This window comes from Ruegeria sediminis (genome assembly GCF_005938215.1).
GTDB lineage: Bacteria > Pseudomonadota > Alphaproteobacteria > Rhodobacterales > Rhodobacteraceae > Ruegeria > Ruegeria sediminis.
In genome coordinates this window covers 60,839-81,628 of sequence record NZ_VCPD01000008.1, presented here as the reverse complement: position 1 = coordinate 81,628, position 20,790 = coordinate 60,839, and the positions used below count along the sequence as shown (strand labels likewise).

Sequence of the window (20,790 nt, the reverse complement as noted above, 5' to 3'; positions counted from 1 at the left end):
CCGATCAGTCGCGGCCCGCGGTCGAGCCGAACAGCCCGCCGGGACGCAGCGTGAGAAACAGGAAGAGCAGCAGCATCACGTAGATGTCGCGCTCGGTGACGCCGCGCAGCAGCAGAAAAACGTTCTCGGCCGCTCCGACGAGCAGCCCGCCGATGATGGCGCCGGGGATAGATCCCAACCCACCGATCACCACGACAATCAGTCCCTTGACGGTAAGTCCCATCGCGATGATCGGAGACAGTACGCCCACGGCGGCGGCCGTCATCGCTCCGGCGACCCCGCCCAAGATGCCGGCGATCACGAAGGTCAGCGCGTTGACGCGGGTGCTGTCGATGCCGCAAAGCTGAGCGGCGCGCGGCTGTTGCGAGACGGCCCGCGTGGCAAGGCCGAGGGGCGTACGGTATAGCAGCCAGAACAGCACCGCCATCGCTACAACGCACATGCCGAAGACGAACAGCAGGTCGCCGCGGATCCAGATATCGCCTAGTTCCAGCGTCGCGTCGCTGAAGACGGACGGGTAGGGGAATGGCATGCCGTGGCTGAGATGGATCACCACTTCATCGATGAAAAGCAGCATTCCTACCGACGCGAGAAGCGAAGCCATCGGATAGCTCGTGGGCGTGAAGCGGAAGCAGCAATAATAGACGACCAACCCGATCAGGCCTGAACCCAGGGCCGAAGCCAGAAACACGACAGGCGGCGGCGCGTCGAATGCCAGAAAGGCAGCAAGCCCGATATAGGTGCCCGCCAGCGCAGCGGCGCCGTAAGCGAGGTTGAGCTTGCGCATCACGCCGAAGATCAGCGTGAAGCCGATACCAATCAGCGCATAGGTCGTTCCGAACAGCAGCCCGTCTACGAGCGATTGGACGAAGTCGATGATGAAGAAATAGTCCATTTTGGCAGTCGCCTCATTGGCCCCGGACGCGTCCGCCATTCAGACTTGCGCGGCGGCGTCTTGTTGGGTCGATGGTCGGGATATGGGGCGCGCCGATGGGACGCGCCCCGAAGTGAGGGTCAGCTGCCCGGATCGTGCAGCACTTCCCAGCCTGCATCCTTCGCGTGCACGAAGACGTAGGGCTTGACGGCCTCACCGTCGGGAAGGCGCTGGTTCACGCCGAGCAGGCCCTGGGCTTCGGTCAGGGTGGACAGACCGTCGCGGATCTTGCGGCGGTCGGCGTCCAGCGACTCGGGGGTTCCTTCGATGCCGGCGGCGTTGATAACGTCGCGCAGGATCATCGCGTTTTCCCAGGCCGAGGCGCTGTGCAGGTCCATCTGGCCGCCCTTGGCAACCACCGCTTCAGCGGCCGAGCGGGCATCGTCATTGACCGGCGCGAAGCTGGTCGGGATGGTCAGGCCCTGTGCTTCGGCCGCGCAACCCGACAGAGTCTCGAGGCTCGACGAGCTGGTCAAGCCGACCAGAACCTTCGGCTGGATCTTTTGCCGGGCCATCTCGCGCAGCATCCCGCAGGTGGTGAAGGGGTGGGCGGAAATCGCGACGATATCCGGTTCTTCGCGGCGCATCCCGCGCGCCTGGTTTGAAAAGTTCGTGTCGCTCAGCAGCCACTGGGCTTCGCCGACAACCTCAAAGCCGTGCTGTTCGGCCGCCTTTTTCATTACCTCATACCAGGTGAAGCGGGAGTGGGCGAAATCCTCTTCGACGCCGCCGTAGATCGTTTTCAGGTCGGGATGGGTCGCGCGGATCCATGCGAACAGATCGTCATACATCTTTGCTTCGGAAGGCGTGTTGCGGAACACCCATTCCGAAATGCCGGCAAGCCCGCCCTTAATGGCCACGTCGGTGAAAACAGGGAACTGCAGCCCGGTGTCGCCGGAATCGTCGACCTTGGCCTGCAGGATGCCAAACAGGGGTTCGGCGACGTTTGAACAGGTGGGGCCGATCGCGATCAGGGCGTCGGTGGTGGCGATACGGCGCAGGACCGAAATCCCTTCCTCGGCATTGCAGCGATCGTCGTAGTATTCGGTGACGATCTGCGCCTTGCTGCCGTCGGCAAGCGTGACGCCGCCTTCGGCGTTGATCTTTTCGAATGCCGCGGACATTGCCGCGCTCGAGTTCTGGCCGAAAATTCCGACGACGCCCGAACTGGCACCGAAGCCTACAATGCGTACGGTCTTGTCTTCTGCCATGGCCGCGGTGGACATCGCCAGCGCCGAGACGCTGACCAGCCCGGCCGCCAGGAATGATTTCAGTTTCATGGGTCTCCTCCAGGTGACTGCAATGGTCCGGAACGGTCGGGGTCTTGCACGTCTTTAGTCCGTCCATGATCCGGCGGCGTCAGAATGCAATTGCTGAGGCGGAGCCAACAAATAGCGAATTTCCATGTCTCTTATACGATTTCCCTATATCGGGGCCGGGCGCGCGCCCGATAACAAGGTCGCTGACCAACTGTTCCGCTAATTATCCCAACTTGCTTGCCTTGAATTGAGCGAGACGATTGGTTCCTCGGCTTCGATATAGAAAAAATCTATGACGCTTAGACTGCACCGGTATTTGCGCCGGTGCGGTTTCCCGGCGAGTATTCCCCGGAAACGGATCAATTAAATTAGGGAATGTCGCGATGGGCGATCGCTTGAGGGACAAGGTGGTTTTCGTAACGGGCGCTGGTTCGATCGGACCGGGCTGGGGCAATGGCAAGGCGGCCGCGGTGGCCTTTGCCCGCGAAGGCGCCAAGGTCTTTGCACTCGATCTGAAGCCGGAAGCCCTGGAGGAAACCGCTGAGATCATCCGCAGTGAAGGCGGCACGGTTGAAACTGCCGTCTGCGACGTAGCCAAGCCAGATCAGGTTGAGGCCGCCGTGGCATCGGCGATGGAGAAATTCGGACGCATCGACGTGCTGCACAACAATGTCGGCATCATCGATCCGGGCGGGCCCGAGGATCTGACCGAGGCGCAATGGGACCGGCTGATGGCGATCAACGTCAAGTCGATCTACCTGACCTGCCGCCATATCCTGCCGATCATGACCAGGCAGGGGGGCGGTTCGATCATCAACATCTCGTCCATCGCCTCGACCCACTCGCTGGGATATTCCTGCATCAGCTATTCGGCGTCGAAAGGTGCGGTGAACGCCTTTACCCGCGACATAGCACTGAACTACGGTCCCAAGGGTATTCGTTGCAACTCGATCCTTCCGGGGCTGATGAACACGCCGCTCATCCATATGGGAAATGTCACCGACGTATACGGATCGACCGAGGAAATGGTTCGCCAGCGCGACGCGCTGGTGCCGCTTGGCCATATGGGCGACGCTTGGGACGTGGCCTGGGCGTCTGTTTTCCTTGCCTCGGACGAGGCAAAGTTCATCACCGGCATCGAACTTGTCGTCGATGGCGGCATCACGCTCAAGGTGAAATGAGGGCTTTCCATGCATCTCTACATCAACACCACTTCGCCCTTTGTTCGACTGGTACGGCTCGCCATCGAAGAGAAGGGGCTGAGCGATAGGGTCGAACTGGAGATCGTCGATCCATGGGCCGATCCCAAGGCGTTTCTCAAGGCAAATCCGGCGGGTCGGGTGCCAACCCTCGTGACCGACGAAGGACATGTCATCGCCGAGGCGCACCTGATCTTGCGTTATCTCGACGACATCGCGGAGCCGTCGGTCTTTCCGTCGGAGGATCTGGCCGCCACGCTCGCCATCGCGGCGCCGGCGCTTGGCGCGACGGAAGCCGCGACGGCGATCATCATCGGGCGTAAATCGAGCGACAATTTCGATACTGACATGGTCGGCTCGAAAAGGTACCGCACCATGGCTGACGGTCTTGCACGGCTCGACGCCAACTTGCCTCGCGATTTCGACGATCGGCCCGACATCGCCAATTTCGCGGCCGTCACGGCACTGGATTACATCACCTTCCGATTCACCGACCGCGACTGGCTTGCCGAACTGCCAAACCTGCGTGCGTGGCGCGAACGGCAGAAAGGCCGGCCTTCGGTCGAGGCCACCATGCCCTACGTTTGATTGCATATCTCAAGCAACCAACCCGATCCGAATTCAAGAGGCTTCTCATGACCAACCAGGCGACGCTCAGCAAGGACACCGACACGCAGCTCAGTCACCTCGACCATTGGATCGACGGTGCTTCCGTCAAGTCGTCAGGCGGCAAGTATCTTGAAACGGTCAATCCGATGACGGGCGAGCCGGCGCTGAAGGTGGCATCGGGCAACGCCGAAGACGTGGCGGCCGCCGTTTCGGCAGCAAGCCGGGCCAAGGAGGGATGGCGCCGTTTTCCCGCTGCCGAACGTGGAAGGCTGATGCAGGCGCTTGCGCAGGCGCTCCGTGCGAACAAGGATCGACTTGCGGAACTGGAGCGCGCCGACACGGGCAAGCCGATGGCTGGCGCCCTAGCTGAGATCGAGGGCAGCGCACAGTATTTCGAGTTCTACGGCAGCCTCGTCTACTTGCCGACCGGAGACGTTCTGGACGTGGCCCCCGATCAGCACGTCTTTACCAAGCGCGAGCCATACGGCGTCATCGGCGTTATCACGCCGTGGAACCTGCCGTTGAACCAGGCGGCGCGCGCCATCGCGCCGGCGCTGGTCGCCGGCAACGTCGTGGTCGCAAAACCGTCCGAGATCACCTCGCAGACGACAGTCGAAATGGCGCGCCTGGCGTCAGAGGTCGGCTTTCCGAACGGCGTCATTAACATTGTTCTGGGCACAGGTATTGAGGTTGGCGAGGCCATTGTCCGCCATGACGACGTGCGCAAGGTGGCCTTTACCGGTTCGGTCGGCGTGGGCCGCGCCATCGGTCGGATCGCCGCAGAACGGATCATCCCCCTGACACTGGAACTGGGCGGCAAGTCGGCCAATATCGTGTTCGAGGATGCCGATCTCGACACGGCCGCGGCCGAGGCCGTAAAGGGTTTCACGCTGAACGCGGGTCAGGTCTGCTCGGCCGGAACGCGAATTCTGGTGCAGCGGTCGATCTATGCGACGTTCATGGAGAAAGTCGCCGCCGAGATTGACAAGATCGTGCCCGGCGAAAACCTTGGACCCATCATCACGCCTGCTCAATACCAACGCGTCCAAAGCTATTTCAAGGTCGCCGAGGAAGACGGCGCACGTCTTGTCGCGGGCGGCGGAGTGGCGCGGGTCGAAGGTTCGGAAGGTGGCTTTTATGTCAAGCCCACCGTCTATGCCGATGTCGAAAACACCATGCGCATCGCTCAGGAAGAGATCTTTGGCCCGGTCGGCGTCGCGATCCCTTTCGACACCGAAGATGACGCCGTCCGAATTGCCAACGACAGCGACTATGGACTGATCGGTACCGTCTGGAGCCGCGACATCAGCCGCGCCCTGCGGGTCGCCGACCGGATCGACGCCGGGCAAATCTTCGTCAACGTCTGGAATACAATGTCGGTTCAGACGCCTTTCGGTGGCCACAAGAACAGCGGCTACGGGCGCGAGAAGGGGATCGAAGCGATTCACCACTATTCCCACCTGAAGACCGTGACCGTGAAAATCTGAAACTCAACCGCAAGACCGGAGGGCAACCATGAACGTGCGAGGCGGCTCAGCAGCGGCCAAAGCCACGATCGCACAAGGCCAGGTGTTCATCGACAATGCGTGGCGCCCTTCCGCGTCGGGCAAGTCGCTCGACTTGGTTGAGCCCGCGACCGGAAAGGTTTTTGCCCGCATAGCCGCCGGGGACGCCCGCGACATAGAAGCTGCCGTCACGGCAGCCAGGCGTGCGCTCGCAGGCGAATGGGGAAAGCTGGCGGCGTTGGAGAGGGGCAGGCTGTTGACCCGATTGTCGCACCTTATCAACAAGGACTCCGAGGCGCTTGCAGCACTCGAAGCTCGCGATACAGGCAAGCCGATCGGTCAGGCGAGGAGCGACATCGCTGCCGCGGCGCGCTACTTTGAATATTATGGCGGAGCCACCGACAAAGTGCATGGCCAGACCATCCCTTATTCAAACGGACAGATCGCGCTTTCGGAACGGGTGCCGCATGGCGTAACCGGTCACATCATTCCCTGGAACTACCCGGCCCAGATGTTCGGCAGGACGTTGGCGCCAGCACTGGCCATGGGCAACGCGACCGTGTTGAAGCCGGCCGAGGACGCCTGCCTGACCGTGCTGGAACTGGCGGAGCTGGCGCGTGAAGCTGGCTTTCCCGCCGGCGCGATCAACGTGGTGCCGGGGAGGGGAGAGGCGGCGGGAGCCGCGCTTGCGGCGCATCGCGGTGTCGATTTCCTGTCTTTCACTGGCAGTCCGGAGGTCGGCACGTTGGTGCAGATCGCGGCAGCTCGAAATCATTCGGGTTGCATCTTGGAACTCGGAGGCAAGTCACCGCAGATCATCTTCGCCGACGCGGACCTCGACGCGGTTGTTCCGGTTGTCGTGGCGTCGATCGTTCAGAACGCGGGGCAGACTTGCTCGGCCGGATCGCGGGTGCTGGTCGAAATCGCATTGGCCGAGGAACTGGCCGGGCGGCTGCGCGACGCCTTTTCAGTGTTGCGTGCCGGACCACCGGAGAGCGACCGGGACCTTGGACCGGTCATCAACGCAACGCAGAAACGGCGGGTCGAGCGGTTCTGCGGTCTAGCCGAAGAAGCCTGCGTGCCGATGGTTGCAGAGGGACGCATCGACGAAGGAGCGGCGCCCGAGGGTTATTTCGTGCCGCCCCGCGTCTATGGCCCGGTACCACGTGACCACCCGATCGCGCGCGAGGAAATCTTCGGCCCCATCCTCGCGCTCATGACTTTTGAAAACGAAGAAGACGCGGTGACGCTTGCAAACGGCACCGACTACGGCCTTATGGCCGGGGTATGGTCCGGCGACGCGTCGCGGGCGATCCGCGTGGCCCGCCGCATCGGTGCCGGGCAGGTCTTTGTGAATGACTATGCCTCCGGTGGCGGTGTCGAACTGCCCTTCGGAGGGATGAAGAAGTCCGGCCACGGGCGCGAAAAGGGCTTTGCCGCACTTTACGACTATTCCACGACGCGCACTCTCGTCGTCAAACACGGCTGACATGTAAAATCGCCTTTGGCGATTTTGACTGCGCAAACTTAGCCAGGCAAATGTATTTTTGCGTTTGGCCTTCGGAGCCGAGGGGGCGAAACGGTCAACTCAAACTCAGGTCTCGTGCGGCTGGGCATTTGCGATTTCCAAACCACGTATCGCGAAACGCTCGGCCAGAGGAGCAAGTTTGGCAGCGTCGGGGTCGGCAGCGCTTCCGGCAAGCGCCCGGTCCGATATCCCGACGAAGATGACCGCAAAGCGATAAAGCGCGAACGCTTTGTGGAAGGGCAAAAGTGGCGCGGAGTCCGGACGTGCGCGAAGATAACGCGCGAAGAAATCGGCCTCGGTCGGAAGCTTCATCGCATCCAGATCAATCCCCAGCAGTCCGCCATACTCGTCAGGTGAGCAATGCCAGGGCATGCAGCAGAAACCCAGATCTGCCAGGGGATGCCCGAGCGTCGAGAGTTCCCAATCAAGGATCGCGACGACACGCGGCTCGGTAGGGTGGAACATCAGGTTTCCCAACCGGAAGTCCCCATGGCAAAGTGCGACGGCTCCGTCGTCGGCTGGAATATTGTTCTCGAGCCAGCGATGCAGTTGCTCGATTGGCTGAATTCGCCGGGAAGGCGACGCACGGTATTGCCGATCCCATCGTGCGATCTGACGTTCGAAATAATTGCCCGGTCGCCCGAAATCAGCGAGGCCGACCGACTCGGGCCGGATCGCGTGCATCGCGGCCATGGCTTCTGCTGCCGCCATCCAGATCAGCAGCCGTTCGTTGGGCGAGACGTCGGCGAGGGACGTGTCGGTGAAGATCCGGCCTTCGACCCTATCCATCAGGTAGAACGGCGTGCCAAGGGGCGAGGTGTCCGCATTAAAAAGCACGGGCGTCGGTACCGGAACATCCGTAGCGACAAGCGCCTCAAGCACTCGATACTCGCGATCGATCGCGTGGGCGCCATTCAGGATCGGACCCTTGGGCTGCTTGCGCAGGACCAACCGGCGGTCGTTCCAGTCGAGGAAATAGGTCGGATTGGATTGCCCTCCGCCGATCCGGTTCAATTTGAAGGTGCCGCCATCGGGGCCAAGGCGGAGTGTCAGGAACTGACCCAGTGTTGCTGCCTCGAAATCCAGATTGTCGGTGACGTCCGCCGCTGTCACGATCCGGCCTCCCAAGTCCAGAAGCCACGCCCTTCCTTTTCGAGGCTGCGGTGCAGAACCATCTTGTGCACCTCGTCGGCGCCGTCGACCAGCCGTGCCTGCCTTGCATAGCGGTAGATCCATTCCAGCACCGTGTCCTTGGAATAGCCCCGCGCACCGTTGATCTGGATGGCCACGTCCGCTGCATTGTGCAAAAGGTTGGCGACGTGGACTTTGGCCATCGAGACTTCCTTGCGGGCATAGCTGCCTTGATCAAGCGCCCAGGCGGCCTTCATCACCAAAAGCCGGCCCACTTCGATCTGCATGGCCAAATCGCCCAGCATCATCTGGATGCTTTCGCGGCTGGATAACCGGGTGCCAAAGGCGAAACGCTCGTGGGCATATGTGTTGGCGATTTCGACGCACCGCTTTGACAGTCCGAGCCAGCGCATGCAATGGGTCAACCGCGCGGGACCCAAGCGCATTTGGGTCAGCTTCAAGCCGTCGCCCTCTGCCAACAGGACATCTTCGGCCGGGACCTCCATGCCTTCGTAGACGATCTCGCAATGACCGCCATGCTCTTCCGGTCCCATGATCGGAATCCGCCGGTCGATACGAAACCCAGGGGAGTCTTGGTGGTGCAGAAAGGCCGTCAGCCCCTTGCGCGGATCGTCCGACGTGCGGGCAACCAGAATGAAATGATCTGCTTCAGCGGCTCCTGTGATGAACCACTTGCGACCCCGGATGACATATTTGCCGCCTGTTTTCTTAGCGGTGGTCAGCATCATGCCCGCGGGATCCGAGCCGGATCCGGGATGCGGTTCGGTCATCACGAAGGCCGAGCGGACCTTGCCCTGGACGATGGGCTGCAGCCAACGTTCTTTTTGTGTGTCGGTCGCGGCCAGTTCAAGCACCATCATGTTGCCATCATCCGGGGCGGCCGAGTTGAAGACCGCCGGGCCGAAGATCGAGCGGTTCATTTCCTCGTAACAGACGGCCATCCCGACCTTGCCGAACCCCTGACCACCGGTTTCCTCTTTCAACTGAAGACACCACAACCCTTCGGCGCGCGCCTTTTCTCGCAGGTGCTCCAGCGCATCAAGGCGGATGTTTTCATGGGCGTCGTAGTGCGCCCGGTCTTCTTCCAAGGGTAAGACATTGTCTTCGACGAAACGGGCGATGCGGGCGCGATAGTCTTCGATACGGGGGGAAATGGTGAAATCCATGAAAATACCTCACTGGTCGACAAAGAATGCCTCTGGTACACAGCGGCATCCGCTCCTGTGTTTCTGACGTGCGTTTTGGACCGGGCCTGTTTTCACGCCAATTCGCGCCGCTTGCGCTCGGCATCGTCCCAGGCGGTCAGCGCCTGGTAGTCGGGCACGAAGCCAAGCCCTTTCTGCGCATCCGACGAAACGGCCTGCTGGGAGGTCACGACGTCTATGACAGCAGGAGCATTTTCCAGTCCGCGTTTGATCGCATCGGCCAGGTCCGCCGGGTCTTCGACCCGCTCGCCATAGGCACCCAGCGCCGTCGCCATGGCGGCATAGTCCGAGTGGCGCAGCATCGTTCCAACGACACGACCGCCATAGTTGAATTCCTGGTCGTGGCGTTCGATGTTCCACGCGGCATTGTTCGAAACGATGAACACGGCTTTGGCGCCGTGACGTACGGCCGTGTCGATTTCCATTGCGTTGATCCCGTAGGCGCCGTCGCCGTTCACGGAAATCACCTGCCGGTCGGGACAGGCCAGCGCCGCGGCGACGGCAAAGGGAACGCCTACACCTAGGCAGCCGAAGGCTCCGGCGTCGAGATACGTGCTGGCGGCAAGGCCAACGCGCGCGAAACTAAGAAGATCTCCACCGTCGGCGACCGCGATGTAATCCGGATCGGCGACTGCCTTGATCGCCTCAAACACGGCCATAGGATGTATCTTGCCGTCACTACCGGTTTTGGGGGCAGGGTTGTTTTCGCCTTTGGCGATCCGTTCCCGATGCTTGCCACGCAGTCCGTCAAGCCAGTCGCCGTCTCGTGCGCCCACATCATTGCCAAGCGCATCGGTCAACGCGTCCAGCGCGATGTCTACCGGAGCAAGGATTTCAGGCGCGCCGCGGCGGTTGTCGATCAGTTCGCCCGTGGTGTCAGAGACGCGCAGAAAACGTGCCTGGGGAAAAACCGCGGGGGAACCGAAGCCGAGCTGGTAGTCAAGCTTTCGACCCAGCGTAATGACCAAATCGGCCTGGCCCATTGCGGCGGCACGTACCGCGCCAACCACCGAGGGATGATCAGAGGGTACCAAACCGCGGCTTTCCTGCGTGTCCAGATAAAGCGCATTGATCGTGTCGAGGAACCTTACAATTGAATCGCCGCAATTGCGTGCGCCGCGCCCGCTGACGACAAGCGGCCGTTTGGCAGAACGGATAGCCGCCACCGCTTCTTCCACTCGATCCGTTTCCGGGCGCACGCGGCGGGTTTGCGGCGGCGCAATCCAGTCAGTTGGGATCATGTGCTCGGGCACGTGGGTTCTCAGAACGTCCGTGGGAACCTCGAGGTAGCTGGGACCGGGTTCGCTCAAGTCGCCGAAGGTGTGAGCGATGGCGTCGCCAAGTTCGCGGATGACCTGTTCTGGCACTCGCGCGGTGTTTGAATAGCGGGTTACGGGCCGCATGATGTCCACATGAGGAATGTCCTGAAGCGGTCCCATGTTGGCTTGCGGGCGCGAGGTGCAGCCGCCGATCAGCAGAACCGGCGCGCGGGCCAGCGACGCATTCGCAATCCCGGTTACGCAGTTGGTGACGCCGGGGCCGGCGGTCGCCATTGCCACGCCCAGAGTCCCGGTCAACTCGGAGTGGGCATGGGCCATGTGCACCGCCGCGCCCTCGTCGCGAACATCGATGATGCGGATCCCCAGCTGCGCCGCATGATCCCAGATCGGTTGGATATGGCCGCCTTGCAGCCCGAAGATCCTGTCAACGCCCCGCGCTTTCAGTGTCCGTGCAATCCAGGCGGCGACGCTCAACTCGTCGGTGTTCAGGTCTTGGCGTTCGGTCATTGCCGGCTCCTATTTTCTTGGTCAACATCGGGCAGGTTAGGCGAACATCTCGCGCAGCGTTCGGTGCAATATCTTTCCGGTTGCGTTGCGAGGCATCTCGTCCGGGGACAGGAATGAAATCGTGCGAGGCCGCTTGTAGCCTGCCAGCCGCGTCTTGGACCAATCCAGAAGCTCCTCGACGCTGGCGCTGGCGCCCTTGCGCAGGACGACAGCGGCAACAACACGCTCGCCCCACTTTTCGTCAGGCAGTCCCACGACCGCGACGTCGAGGATCGCCGGGTGCTGTGACAGGACGGCTTCGACTTCGGAGGGGTAGACATTCTCGCCCCCTGTGATGATCATGTTCTTTTTGCGGTCGATCAGGCGGATGAATCCGTGGGAGTCGCGCAACGCCATGTCGCCTACGCTCAGGTAGTTCCCGCGGAAGGCTTCGGCTGTCTTTTCCGGCAGGTTCCAATAGCCCTCGAAGGCATAGGGTGAGCAGGAAAAAAGTTCACCGGGTTCTCCGTCAGGAACTTCGTTGCCGTCATCATCCAGCAGCTTGATCGGCGCCGATCCCACGACCTCGCGGCCGACGGTGCCAAGGTGGTCGAATTGTTCATCTGGATGCAAAAAAGTAACCCAGCCTGCCTCGGTGGAGCCATATAGTTCAAAAAGCTTGGAGCGCGGGAACATCTGCATGATCGCGCGCTTGGTCTCCACTCGGGCTGGAGCCGAGGAGATCATCAATTTCTCTACCCGCTCGAATTCGGCACCGCTGCGTTCGGTTTCAAGCATCATCGTGTAATGCGTCGGCACCATGGACGAAAAGGTCACGCCGGTCTCGCCGATGGTGCGCAGACACAAGACCGGATCGAAGCTCTGGCGGGAAAAAACCGTCACCGTGGCGCCGATCGACAGGAATGATGTGAAGAAGTTCAGCGAGTTCGCATGGCACATCGGCATCACGAGCAGCGCATCGTCGTGCCGGCCGAGACCCAGCTCAACTTGCGTCATCAAGGCCAGCATCGCCATTCCGCGATGGCTTCGGATGGCGCCTTTGGGGTTGCCGGTGGTTCCGGATGTGTACATCAGGCACCAAGTGTCTTCGGGCAGAACCGCTACGTCCGGTTCGGTCGACGCGGCGCCGGCGATCATGTCTTCGTAGGATGTCCAACCGGCCACCGCGTCTCCGCCGATCAGCAGGTAGCGCGAAGGATCAAGGCCAAGGTTTCCCCGCATCTCCTCGGCGATTTCGGCGAGCGCGGCTTCTGCGATCACCGCCGAAACGCTGCAATCCTGACAGATGAACGATGCTTCAGGCGAGGTGAGTCGAAAATTGATGGGAACCGCAACCAATCCGGCTTTGGCAACCGCGGCATAGATTTCAGCCCACTCGACGCGGTTGTAAGCCAAGACAGCCACGCGGTCGCCCTTTTCAAGACCCAACTCCAGCAGCGCGTTGGCAAGTTGGCAGGCGCGCTCGTTCCATTTCGCGAAATTCATTTCGCGCTCCAGGTCTCTGGCGCCGATGCGATCCGGTTGCAGCCTTGCCTGCGTTGCGAGCATTTGGCCGGCAGATAGCAACATAGTCATGACGGTGCGGCCTGTGACTTGGAGGCGAAAGCTGACGAAAGGGCTTTGGCCGCATCGAGGTCATGGGCGACAATCAGGCGTTCAGCAGTGTCGGCATCGCCCGCGATGATCGCGTCTAGGATGTCACGATGCTGGCGCCAGATCTCTTTCGGCAGCTCTCCGTACCGTAGTACTTCGGACATTGCGCGGCGTAGGAACCGCCAATGGGGCTCGGCGGTTTTGGCCAGCAGCGGATTGCCGGAAAATTCGTAGATCAGGGTGTGCAGCGCCACGTCGTGGCGCACTTGTTCGCCGACCGCGCCTCGTGCAACGGCTGTTTCGCCGCGCTTCAGGATGTCTCCGCCGCGGTGCGCCAGCGCTTGGGCTGTCGTGGAGGATTTCTTTGCTTGCTGCGCTGCGCTGCGCGCCGCAAGGCCATCGAGAGCGGCCCGAATGTCGTAGTGATGCTGCATCTTGTCCAAGTCCAGAGGAGCGACCTGCAAGCCGCGTCTCCCGATCTGTTCGACAAGCCCATCTGCCTTGAGCATGGACATCGCCTGCTGAACGGGTTGACGCGAAACGCCAAGCTTTTCGGCCAGCTGCTCCTGAACGAGGTGCTCGCCGGGCGTGATTTCTCCGTTGCAGATCTCCTCCACGATCGCCTCGTAGACCTGATCCGTCATGCTGGGTTGTGGGCGGAGTGTCTTCATTTCGCTTCGGGGATTGGAATACTGAATTCAGAATTCAATAACCCATGACCGTTTTTTGGTCAAGGTGTTTTGAAAGGGAGGTCAAAGGGCAGCTGGATGAAGAGGCCAGGCGAATCTTCGACCTTCCGCACGCGCGAATGCGATCTGTCCAATAGTTGCCATTTCGAGCGACGAGCCGAAACGTCGGGGCAGTGGTCACTATCCCCCCCCATTTTGACCAGGTTATCAGCACCACTCTGCTCGAACGGTTTTGGCGCTGCCTCCCCTAAGTTCCTTCGCTTTCCTGAAAAACGAAATCTGCCAAAATCCACCCCGTAGCATTATCAAGCGGCCGTTCGTCCCAGGGTCAGTCGGCTGATCGACTGGGCAAGTGAATCCCGGTCGATCCGGAAGTGACGATAAAGGTCGCCGATGGTGCCCGTCTGTCCGAAATGCTCGACGCCATGTGCGAGCGTGCGGTGCCCCATGACCGATCCCAGCCAGCTGAGAGTCGTCGGGTGCCCGTCCACGACAGTCACCAGCGTACAGGTCGATGGCAGCCGCCTCAGCAGGTGTTCTGCATGGCTCTGCGCCGTCATGTCGCCCTGTGCCCTCGCGGTCTGAGCGGCGGTCCAGCCGGCGTTCAGGCGGTCGGCGGATGTGACGGCCAGAACGCCGATATCCCTGCGGTATTCGCCCATCATACCCGCAGCGGCAATCGCCTCGTCCGCGACGGCGCCCTGATAGGCAATCACGACGGAACAGTTCGGTCCCGGCTCGCGCAGCCAATATGCGCCGTTGATAGTACCCTCGCGGAACGCCGCATCGGATCGGATAACAGGTTGCTCTAGCGGTTTGGTGGTCAAGCGCAGATAGACCGAGCCCCCCGTCTGATCGCGCAGCCAGTTGGGGCTTTCGCCTTCGTCGCTGCCATCCCGCTGCAGATAGTCGAAGGCCCATTCCATGATGACGGCTAGTTCATCGGCAAAGGCCGGCTCGAACGAGGCGAGACCATCCTGGCTCATGCCTGTCAGCGGTGTGCCGATCGACTGATGGGCGCCGCCTTCCGGCGCGAGTGTGATGCCGGAGGGCGTACCGACGATCATGAAGCGCGCGTCCTGATAGCAGGCGTAATTCAGCGCATCGAGACCGCGGTGGACAAAAGGGTCATAAACGGTGCCGATGGGAATGAGACGCTTGCCCCAAAGCTGATGGGACAGCCCTGCGGCGCCCAGTAGCAGGAACAGGTTCATCTCGGCGATGCCCAGTTCGATGTGCTGGCCTTCGGGAGTGAACTCCCACTTGGCCGTTGAAGGAATCCGGTTCTCGATGAAGGCGTCCGACATTTCGGTTCTTGCGAATAGCTTGCGGCGGTTGACCCACGGGCCGAGGTTGGTGGTTCCCGTAACATCAGGTGAGGTGGTCACGATCCGCTGCTCGAATTCGCCGTCGCCCTTCGCAAGGTCATCGAGGATCTTGCCAAAGGCCGCTTGGGTGGAGATCTCGCGCGCGACCGGAGCCGAAAGGGTGGGAACAGTCAGCCGGGCGTCGCCAAATCGACGCGGGCCGTCAGCGAAGAACGGAACCGTATTCAGGAACTCTTGCAGTGCTTTCGGGTTTTCGACGGCGGCGAACGGTTCCCATTCCTGTCCTTCCGGCACGCCCATGTGCTTCTGCCACTGGGCCATCTGCGCCTTGTTCATCAAGCCGCCGTGGTTGTCCTTGTGGCCAGCGATCGGCGTGCCCCAACCCTTGATGGTGTAGGCCAGAAAGCAGGTCGGACGGTCATGGTCGATGGAGGCGAAGGTCTCGGCCATCGTTTCCACGCAATTGCCGCCGAGGTTCTCCATGAGCGCCGCAAGTTGGGCGTCCGAGCGGCGGTCGATCAGGGCGGACACATCCCCTTGGTCGCCGAGATCATCCATCAACCGTTTGCGCCAGACTGCGCCGCCCATGAAGGTCAGTGCCGAGTATTCGGCGTTCGGGCAATTGTCGATCCAGTCGCGCAGGGCCGTTCCGCCCGGTTCCTCGAACGCGGCCCGCTGCAGGGCACCATGTTTGACGCGGACAATATCCCAGCCGAAGGCGTCGAAGATCTTTTCGATCCGCCCAAAAAGACCCTCTCTCACGATTCCGTCGAGCGACTGACGATTGTAGTCGATGATCCACCAGCAATTGCGAAGATCGTTTTTCCACCCCTCCTGCAAGGCTTCATAGATGTTGCCTTCATCCAGTTCCGCGTCGCCGACCAGCGCGATCATCCGCCCCTGCGGCGCATCAGCGCCCCAAGCCTTGGCGCCCAGGTAATCCTGAACAAGAGACGCGAATGCGGTGATCGCCACGCCCAGCCCGACGGAGCCGGTCGAAAAATCGACGTCGTTAATGTCCTTCGTACGGCTGGGATAGCTTTGAACGCCGCCAAAGCCGCGGAAGTTTTCCATCTTTTCGCGGGTCAGATTGCCCATCAGGTACTGGATCGCATGGAAGATCGGCGAGGCATGCGGTTTGACGGCGACACGGTCTTGCGGCCGAAGAACAGCAAAATATAGCGCCGTCATGATTGAAACCATCGAGGCCGAACTCGCCTGGTGGCCGCCTACCTTGATGCCATCTTTGTTTTCACGCAGGTGGTTGGCATTGTGGATCATCCAGTGAGACAGCCAAAGCAGGCGCTGTTCGATGGTTTTCAGGTGGCTGGTCGTCTTTGGCATGGTTGTCTCCTTCGCAAAGAGATTTACCGCAAAGTCATTGGCGTTTTGCGCCAAAGACATCATGGGGCAACACGGTTTCGGCCATGACTGTTCAAAGTTTCGGTCCATATTGGCAAAAGATTCCAACATTTTTCGATACGGAAGCGGAAATGCCCAGTTTGCGCCGCCTGTGGTGGCGGGCGAATGAGTCGCATTGGAAGCTATTCGGGAACCATAAAGTTGTCCGAAAGAACGCGGAATCGTTCAGTTATGGCGCGCCGCAGGTCTGTGCCCAATCCCGAAGGATATTGGCACAAGTTTCCAGAATGAAGCTCATGGATGGCAGAAGGCGCTAAAAATAGTCTTTTCGATGCATGTTTTCGCAATCCGTGAAACCGCAACCGCGACTAATTTCGCGCGGTCGAAACGAAAGGACTGATTCATGGCGCCGCTCGAGGGTATTCGTGTCATCGAACTGGGACAGTTCATTGCCGGGCCGTATTGTGGTCAGTTGCTAGCCGACTTCGGGGCGGAGGTTATCAAGATCGAACCGCCTCAGCAGGGTGATGCGATGCGCCAATGGGGGCGCAGCGGTAGGAACGGCAGACCTGTCTGGTGGTCTGTCATCGCGCGCGGCAAGAAATCCGTTGCCCTGGATCTGCGTCGCGGCGAGGGGCAACAGATCCTGCGCGACCTTGTGCGCGATGCCGACGTCCTGATCGAAAACTTCCGCCCCGGAACGATGGAACGGTGGGGGCTCGGCTATGACGCGCTCAGCGCGATCAATCCGCGCCTCATCATGGCGCGAATTTCCGGTTATGGCCAGGATGGTCCGTACAGCGAACGGGCTGGTTTCGCCTCGGTCTGCGAGGCCGCAGGGGGGCTGCGCTACATCTCGGGCTATCCCGATCGGCCGCCGGTGCGCATCGGGCTCAGTCTTGGCGACACAATGGCAGGCATCAACGCTGCAATAGGCGTACTGCTTGCCTTGCAGCATCGTCACAAGTCCGGGAAAGGCCAAGTCGTCGACAGCGCCATCTACGAAGCCGTCCTTGGTCTGACGGAGTCGTTGGTGGCCGAGTACGACGCGGGTGGACATATCCGCGAGCGATATGGCTCGGCGCTTCCGGGAATTGCGCCGTCGAACGCCTATCCCACGAAGGACGGCAAGGAAGTCATCATCGGGGCAAATCAGGACAGTGTCTTTGGCCGGCTCTGCGAGGTGATGGGACAGTCCGAATTGGTGAACGACCCTCGTTTTTCGGATCACCGCGCTCGCGGCGTCAACCAGGAAGTCCTGGACGGCATTGTGGCCAACTGGACCAGAACACAGGACGCCAAGACCATCGTGGATCTGATGGCCGCGTCGGGTGTTCCGGTCGGGCAGGCCTACACGGCGAAGGAGATGCTGGAGGATCCTCATTTCGCGGCGCGCGAGAGCATCGTCCGTGTGAACGAGCCCAAGGGTGGGACACTGGCGATGCAGAACGTCTTTCCCAAGCTTTCGGAAACTCCGGGGCGGGTGACACGTCTTGGCCCGGACCTTGGTGAACACAACGAAGAAGTGCTTGTTAACGGACTGGGCTACGCGCCGGAACGCATCGCAGAACTACGCACGGCAGGCATCATCTGAAAAACATCAATGGCTTACGCGGACATTAGGGATGGCGTGGCCCAGGAGACGTACACATGCAAGTTGTGACCAATAAGTGCGGTCGGGCCAATGATTGAGCCGATTATCGTCGTGGCTGTGCTGCTGGGGATGATCGGCGCCGGTGCGCCGATCTTTCTGGCGCTGGGGGCCAGTGGTCTGGTCGGTCTGTGGATGGCGCGAGGATCGATGGCGTTCTTCTTTGCGCCCACTTCCTTCTTCGGTCAGCTCAATTCCTTCGAGTTGATCGCGCTGCCCCTTTTCATCCTGATGGGGAACATTCTGGGGGCGACGCCGGTCGGTCAGAACCTTTTCCGCGCAGCAGCGCTTTGGCTGCAGTGGCTCAGGGGCGGCCTTGCGATCGCAACGGTTGGCGCTTCCGCCATTTTCGGTGCGGTGTCCGGCGTATCGGTCGCCGGGGTGGCCGCCGTCGGCTCCATTGCCGTACCTCAGATGCTTGAGCGGGGCTATTCGCGCACGCTGGCCGCCGGCTCGGTCGCGTCCTCTGGCGCGCTGGCAATGTTGATCCCTCCGTCAGTGCCATTCATCATCTACGGAGCCGTTTCGGGGGTGTCGGTGGGTGCCCTTTTCATCGGGGGCATTCTGCCTGGCATCGTGCTTGCTCTGGCGCTGTCGGTCTTCATCTATTTCCGCGTCTTGCTGAAACCTGAAGAAGCTCCCTTGGGCGACGCCGACGAAGCCCCGTTGGGCGAGAAGTTTCGCGCGCTCGCGGGCATCTGGCATGCGCTTCTGCTGGTCGCAATCGTGCTGGGGTCGATCTACACCGGCATCGCGACGCCATCCGAGGCGGCGGCTTTTGGCGCGGCGGGTGCGTTCCTGATCGCCTTGCTCATCTTTCGGTGCCTGACATGGCGGAAAACGCTTGAGATCCTGACCGCGTCGGTAAAGGTCTCGGGTGCGATCCTGCTGATCATGGGCTGCGCCAAGATATTCGGGGATTACCTGAACCTCGTGCGTGTGCCGGAATCCGTTTCGGCGGCCCTGACGGCGACCGATCTGCCGCCCTGGGCAATCCTGACACTGGTCATGATCGCGCTGGTTTTGCTGGGAATGCTGGTCGATGCGGTATCGCTGATCGTCGTGACCACGCCCATCCTGCTGCCGCTGGTCACGGCCCTTGGCTATGACCCGCTGTGGTTCGGCATCGTTCTGGTGATGAACCTCGAAATCGCGGTGGTGACGCCGCCCGTGGGTCTCAATCTCTATGCGCTGAAGGGTGTGTGCCCGCAGCTCGAAGTGGAAGAAATCATCAAGTCCGTTGTTCCCTTCGTCGTGGTGCAATTCGCGATCCTGATGCTCTTCGTCCTGTTCCCCCAGATCAGCCTGTGGCTGCCGGGTCTCTTGTAGTCAAACGTCTTCCAAGGAGGAAAAGACATGAAACAGACACGACGCAATTTCCTGATGTCTTCCGCGGTGTTCGCGGGCGGCGCGACCATCGGTCTAGGAGGTTTCCCGACCTCGGCGCGGGCCGAAACGATGATGACCGGTGTCAGCTACCTGCCGCCCAGCTACAAGGCGCTTTCCTTCGGGTCGGCCGGGTTCGTCGACCGGCTCAACGCTTCGGATGCCGTGGCGGTGGACTACTACGACAGCGGCAAACTGCTGAAGGCGGACGAGCAACTGCCGGCGCTGCGGTCCGGGACGATCGACTTCATGTTCCACACCAGCAGCTACATCACGCGCTCTACGCCGATCCTCGGCATCACGGGTCTGCCGGGCATCGTCGAGGAACTTCACCGCAATCCCGGCCGCCTGGCAGCTGGCACACCGTTGTTCGACCTGATCAACGAGGAACTCGCCAAGGAAGACCTCTATATGGTCTCAATGATGGGCAACATCCTCGAACCGGAATACCTCTGGTCGACCGTCGCATCCCCCATCGGCTCGATTGACGAGATGGCCGGGCGCAAGATTCGTGTGGTCGGCTTCGAGGCGACGCAGGTGGCCGAAGGCTTCGGCGCTGCCGCGGTACGCATTCCTTCGTCCGAACTTTATCTGGCCCTGCAGCGCGGTACTGTCGACGCTGCGGTCGCGAACATTTCGACGATAATCGGGCGGTCCCTCCAGGAACAGCTCGGCACGGTCTACAAGCTTCCCATTACGGCTTACGGCATTGGCCTGTTCACCACGTTGAAGCGCTGGGAAGCCATGAGCGACGCCGAAAAAGCCGCCTTCACGGACGCTGGAAAGTGGTTGGACGAAAATGGCGCCAACGAGGCCAACAACACCATCTATCCCAACGAGTTCTGGCCGATGATCGAAGCGGCCGGGCTGCAGGTCGTCGAGCCGTCGGAAGAGGATCTGGCCCGCCTTGCAGAAGCCGCGCAGGCCGTGCAGGAAGCCTGGATCGCGGAAGTGGGCGAGGAGACCGGCCGCCGCGCCATCGCGCTCGCCATGGGCCAGGACGCCTGAATCATCGCCTCTGCCGGCCGCAGCATCGGCTGGCAGAGGTCTTCAGCAACGGGAATTTACCGGATAGGCAAACATGAGAAAGATCGCATCGACCCTTGAACGGACAACTGCCGTATTGGGCAATATCGTGCTCGCCTTCATGGTGGTGACGATCTGTTACGACGCCATCATGCGGTACGTCTTCACCGCACCCACCTCGTGGTCGTTGGAAGTCAACACTTTCCTGATCGTCTACGTGGCCGTTATGACCGCCGCCGAAGTGCAGCGCACGGACAGCCATATCCGCATCACTTTCTTCGCCGACAAGTTGGGCGCAACGGGCCAGCGCATAAACAGGGCGGTGATCAGCTTTTGCGGCCTCGTATTTTGCGCGATCATTGCTTGGCGTGGCTGGTTGATCGCCTACCAGTCCTGGGAGTTCGGCGAGCGCGTATCCTCAAGCTTTGGCACGCCGATGGTAGTTCCCTATGCGATGCTTCCAATCGGTTTTGGTCTTCTGGCGCTACGCTTCGCGTTTGACTTGTTCGACAGCTTGACCGGGCGTCCCTCGGACCGGGGCGAGGATTTGCAGAATGTCTGAGAAAATTCCCCCATG

The 20,790-nt window shown here is 61.0% G+C and carries 16 protein-coding genes; 8 read left to right on the top strand and 8 right to left on the bottom strand.

Annotated elements, in window-relative coordinates; translation table 11 throughout:
- Positions 1–4: 4 nt before the first annotated feature.
- Both FGK63_RS18365 and FGK63_RS18360 read right to left on the bottom strand, forming a co-directional pair.
- A complete protein-coding gene (locus tag FGK63_RS18365) occupies positions 5–895 on the bottom strand; it encodes a branched-chain amino acid ABC transporter permease (RefSeq protein WP_171052708.1) in 891 nt (296 codons plus the stop codon).
- A gap of 119 nt (positions 896–1,014) precedes the next feature.
- A complete protein-coding gene (locus tag FGK63_RS18360) occupies positions 1,015–2,214 on the bottom strand; it encodes an ABC transporter substrate-binding protein (protein ID WP_138845016.1) in 1,200 nt (399 codons plus the stop codon).
- 362 nt (positions 2,215–2,576) lie between these two features.
- On the opposite strand from FGK63_RS18360, the gene FGK63_RS18355 reads away from it, so the two are divergent.
- Genes FGK63_RS18355 through FGK63_RS18340 form a run of 4 tightly spaced genes read left to right on the top strand, consistent with a single transcriptional unit; the run spans position 2,577 to position 6,995 of the window.
- A complete protein-coding gene (locus FGK63_RS18355) occupies positions 2,577–3,374 on the top strand; it encodes an SDR family NAD(P)-dependent oxidoreductase (protein WP_138845014.1) in 798 nt (265 codons plus the stop codon).
- 9 nt (positions 3,375–3,383) lie between these two features.
- A complete protein-coding gene (locus tag FGK63_RS18350) occupies positions 3,384–3,980 on the top strand; it encodes a glutathione S-transferase family protein (RefSeq protein WP_138845011.1) in 597 nt (198 codons plus the stop codon).
- A gap of 47 nt (positions 3,981–4,027) precedes the next feature.
- Complete coding sequence (locus tag FGK63_RS18345; protein WP_138845009.1) at positions 4,028–5,488, top strand: aldehyde dehydrogenase family protein; 1,461 nt, start codon at positions 4,028–4,030, stop codon at positions 5,486–5,488.
- A gap of 28 nt (positions 5,489–5,516) precedes the next feature.
- Positions 5,517–6,995: an aldehyde dehydrogenase family protein gene (locus FGK63_RS18340; RefSeq protein WP_138845007.1), complete on the top strand. Its 1,479-nt coding sequence runs from the start codon at positions 5,517–5,519 to the stop codon at positions 6,993–6,995.
- A 105-nt stretch (positions 6,996–7,100) separates the two neighbouring features.
- Here the strand turns inward: FGK63_RS18340 and FGK63_RS18335 are convergent, their stop codons facing one another.
- The 6 genes from FGK63_RS18335 to FGK63_RS18310 all read right to left on the bottom strand — a co-directional run bounded on the left by FGK63_RS18335 (position 7,101) and on the right by FGK63_RS18310 (position 16,132).
- Entirely contained in the window at positions 7,101–8,048 is a 948-nt protein-coding gene (locus tag FGK63_RS18335; protein WP_246044081.1) for a phosphotransferase family protein, read from the bottom strand.
- A gap of 95 nt (positions 8,049–8,143) precedes the next feature.
- Positions 8,144–9,352: an acyl-CoA dehydrogenase family protein gene (locus FGK63_RS18330; RefSeq protein WP_138845004.1), complete on the bottom strand. Its 1,209-nt coding sequence runs from the start codon at positions 9,350–9,352 to the stop codon at positions 8,144–8,146.
- Between the two features lie 92 nt (positions 9,353–9,444).
- Positions 9,445–11,178: a thiamine pyrophosphate-binding protein gene (locus FGK63_RS18325; protein ID WP_138845002.1), complete on the bottom strand. Its 1,734-nt coding sequence runs from the start codon at positions 11,176–11,178 to the stop codon at positions 9,445–9,447.
- 36 nt (positions 11,179–11,214) lie between these two features.
- A complete protein-coding gene (locus FGK63_RS18320; protein ID WP_218961161.1) occupies positions 11,215–12,726 on the bottom strand; it encodes a class I adenylate-forming enzyme family protein in 1,512 nt (503 codons plus the stop codon).
- A 23-nt stretch (positions 12,727–12,749) separates the two neighbouring features.
- Entirely contained in the window at positions 12,750–13,415 is a 666-nt protein-coding gene (locus tag FGK63_RS18315) for a GntR family transcriptional regulator (RefSeq protein ID WP_218961160.1), read from the bottom strand.
- Between the two features lie 350 nt (positions 13,416–13,765).
- Complete coding sequence (locus FGK63_RS18310) at positions 13,766–16,132, bottom strand: 1-deoxy-D-xylulose-5-phosphate synthase N-terminal domain-containing protein (protein ID WP_138844996.1); 2,367 nt, start codon at positions 16,130–16,132, stop codon at positions 13,766–13,768.
- 421 nt (positions 16,133–16,553) lie between these two features.
- On the opposite strand from FGK63_RS18310, the gene FGK63_RS18305 reads away from it, so the two are divergent.
- The 4 genes from FGK63_RS18305 to FGK63_RS18290 all read left to right on the top strand — a co-directional run bounded on the left by FGK63_RS18305 (position 16,554) and on the right by FGK63_RS18290 (position 20,775).
- Positions 16,554–17,744: a CaiB/BaiF CoA transferase family protein gene (locus FGK63_RS18305; protein WP_138844994.1), complete on the top strand. Its 1,191-nt coding sequence runs from the start codon at positions 16,554–16,556 to the stop codon at positions 17,742–17,744.
- 90 nt (positions 17,745–17,834) lie between these two features.
- The gene (locus tag FGK63_RS18300; RefSeq protein WP_138844992.1) at positions 17,835–19,130 is read left to right on the top strand and encodes a TRAP transporter large permease; all 1,296 of its coding nucleotides are present in this window, start codon (positions 17,835–17,837) and stop codon (positions 19,128–19,130) included.
- Between the two features lie 27 nt (positions 19,131–19,157).
- Complete coding sequence (locus FGK63_RS18295) at positions 19,158–20,195, top strand: TRAP transporter substrate-binding protein (RefSeq protein ID WP_138844990.1); 1,038 nt, start codon at positions 19,158–19,160, stop codon at positions 20,193–20,195.
- Positions 20,196–20,268: 73 nt separating this feature from the next.
- The gene (locus tag FGK63_RS18290) at positions 20,269–20,775 is read left to right on the top strand and encodes a TRAP transporter small permease (RefSeq protein ID WP_138844988.1); all 507 of its coding nucleotides are present in this window, start codon (positions 20,269–20,271) and stop codon (positions 20,773–20,775) included.
- Positions 20,776–20,790: the final 15 nt, after the last annotated feature.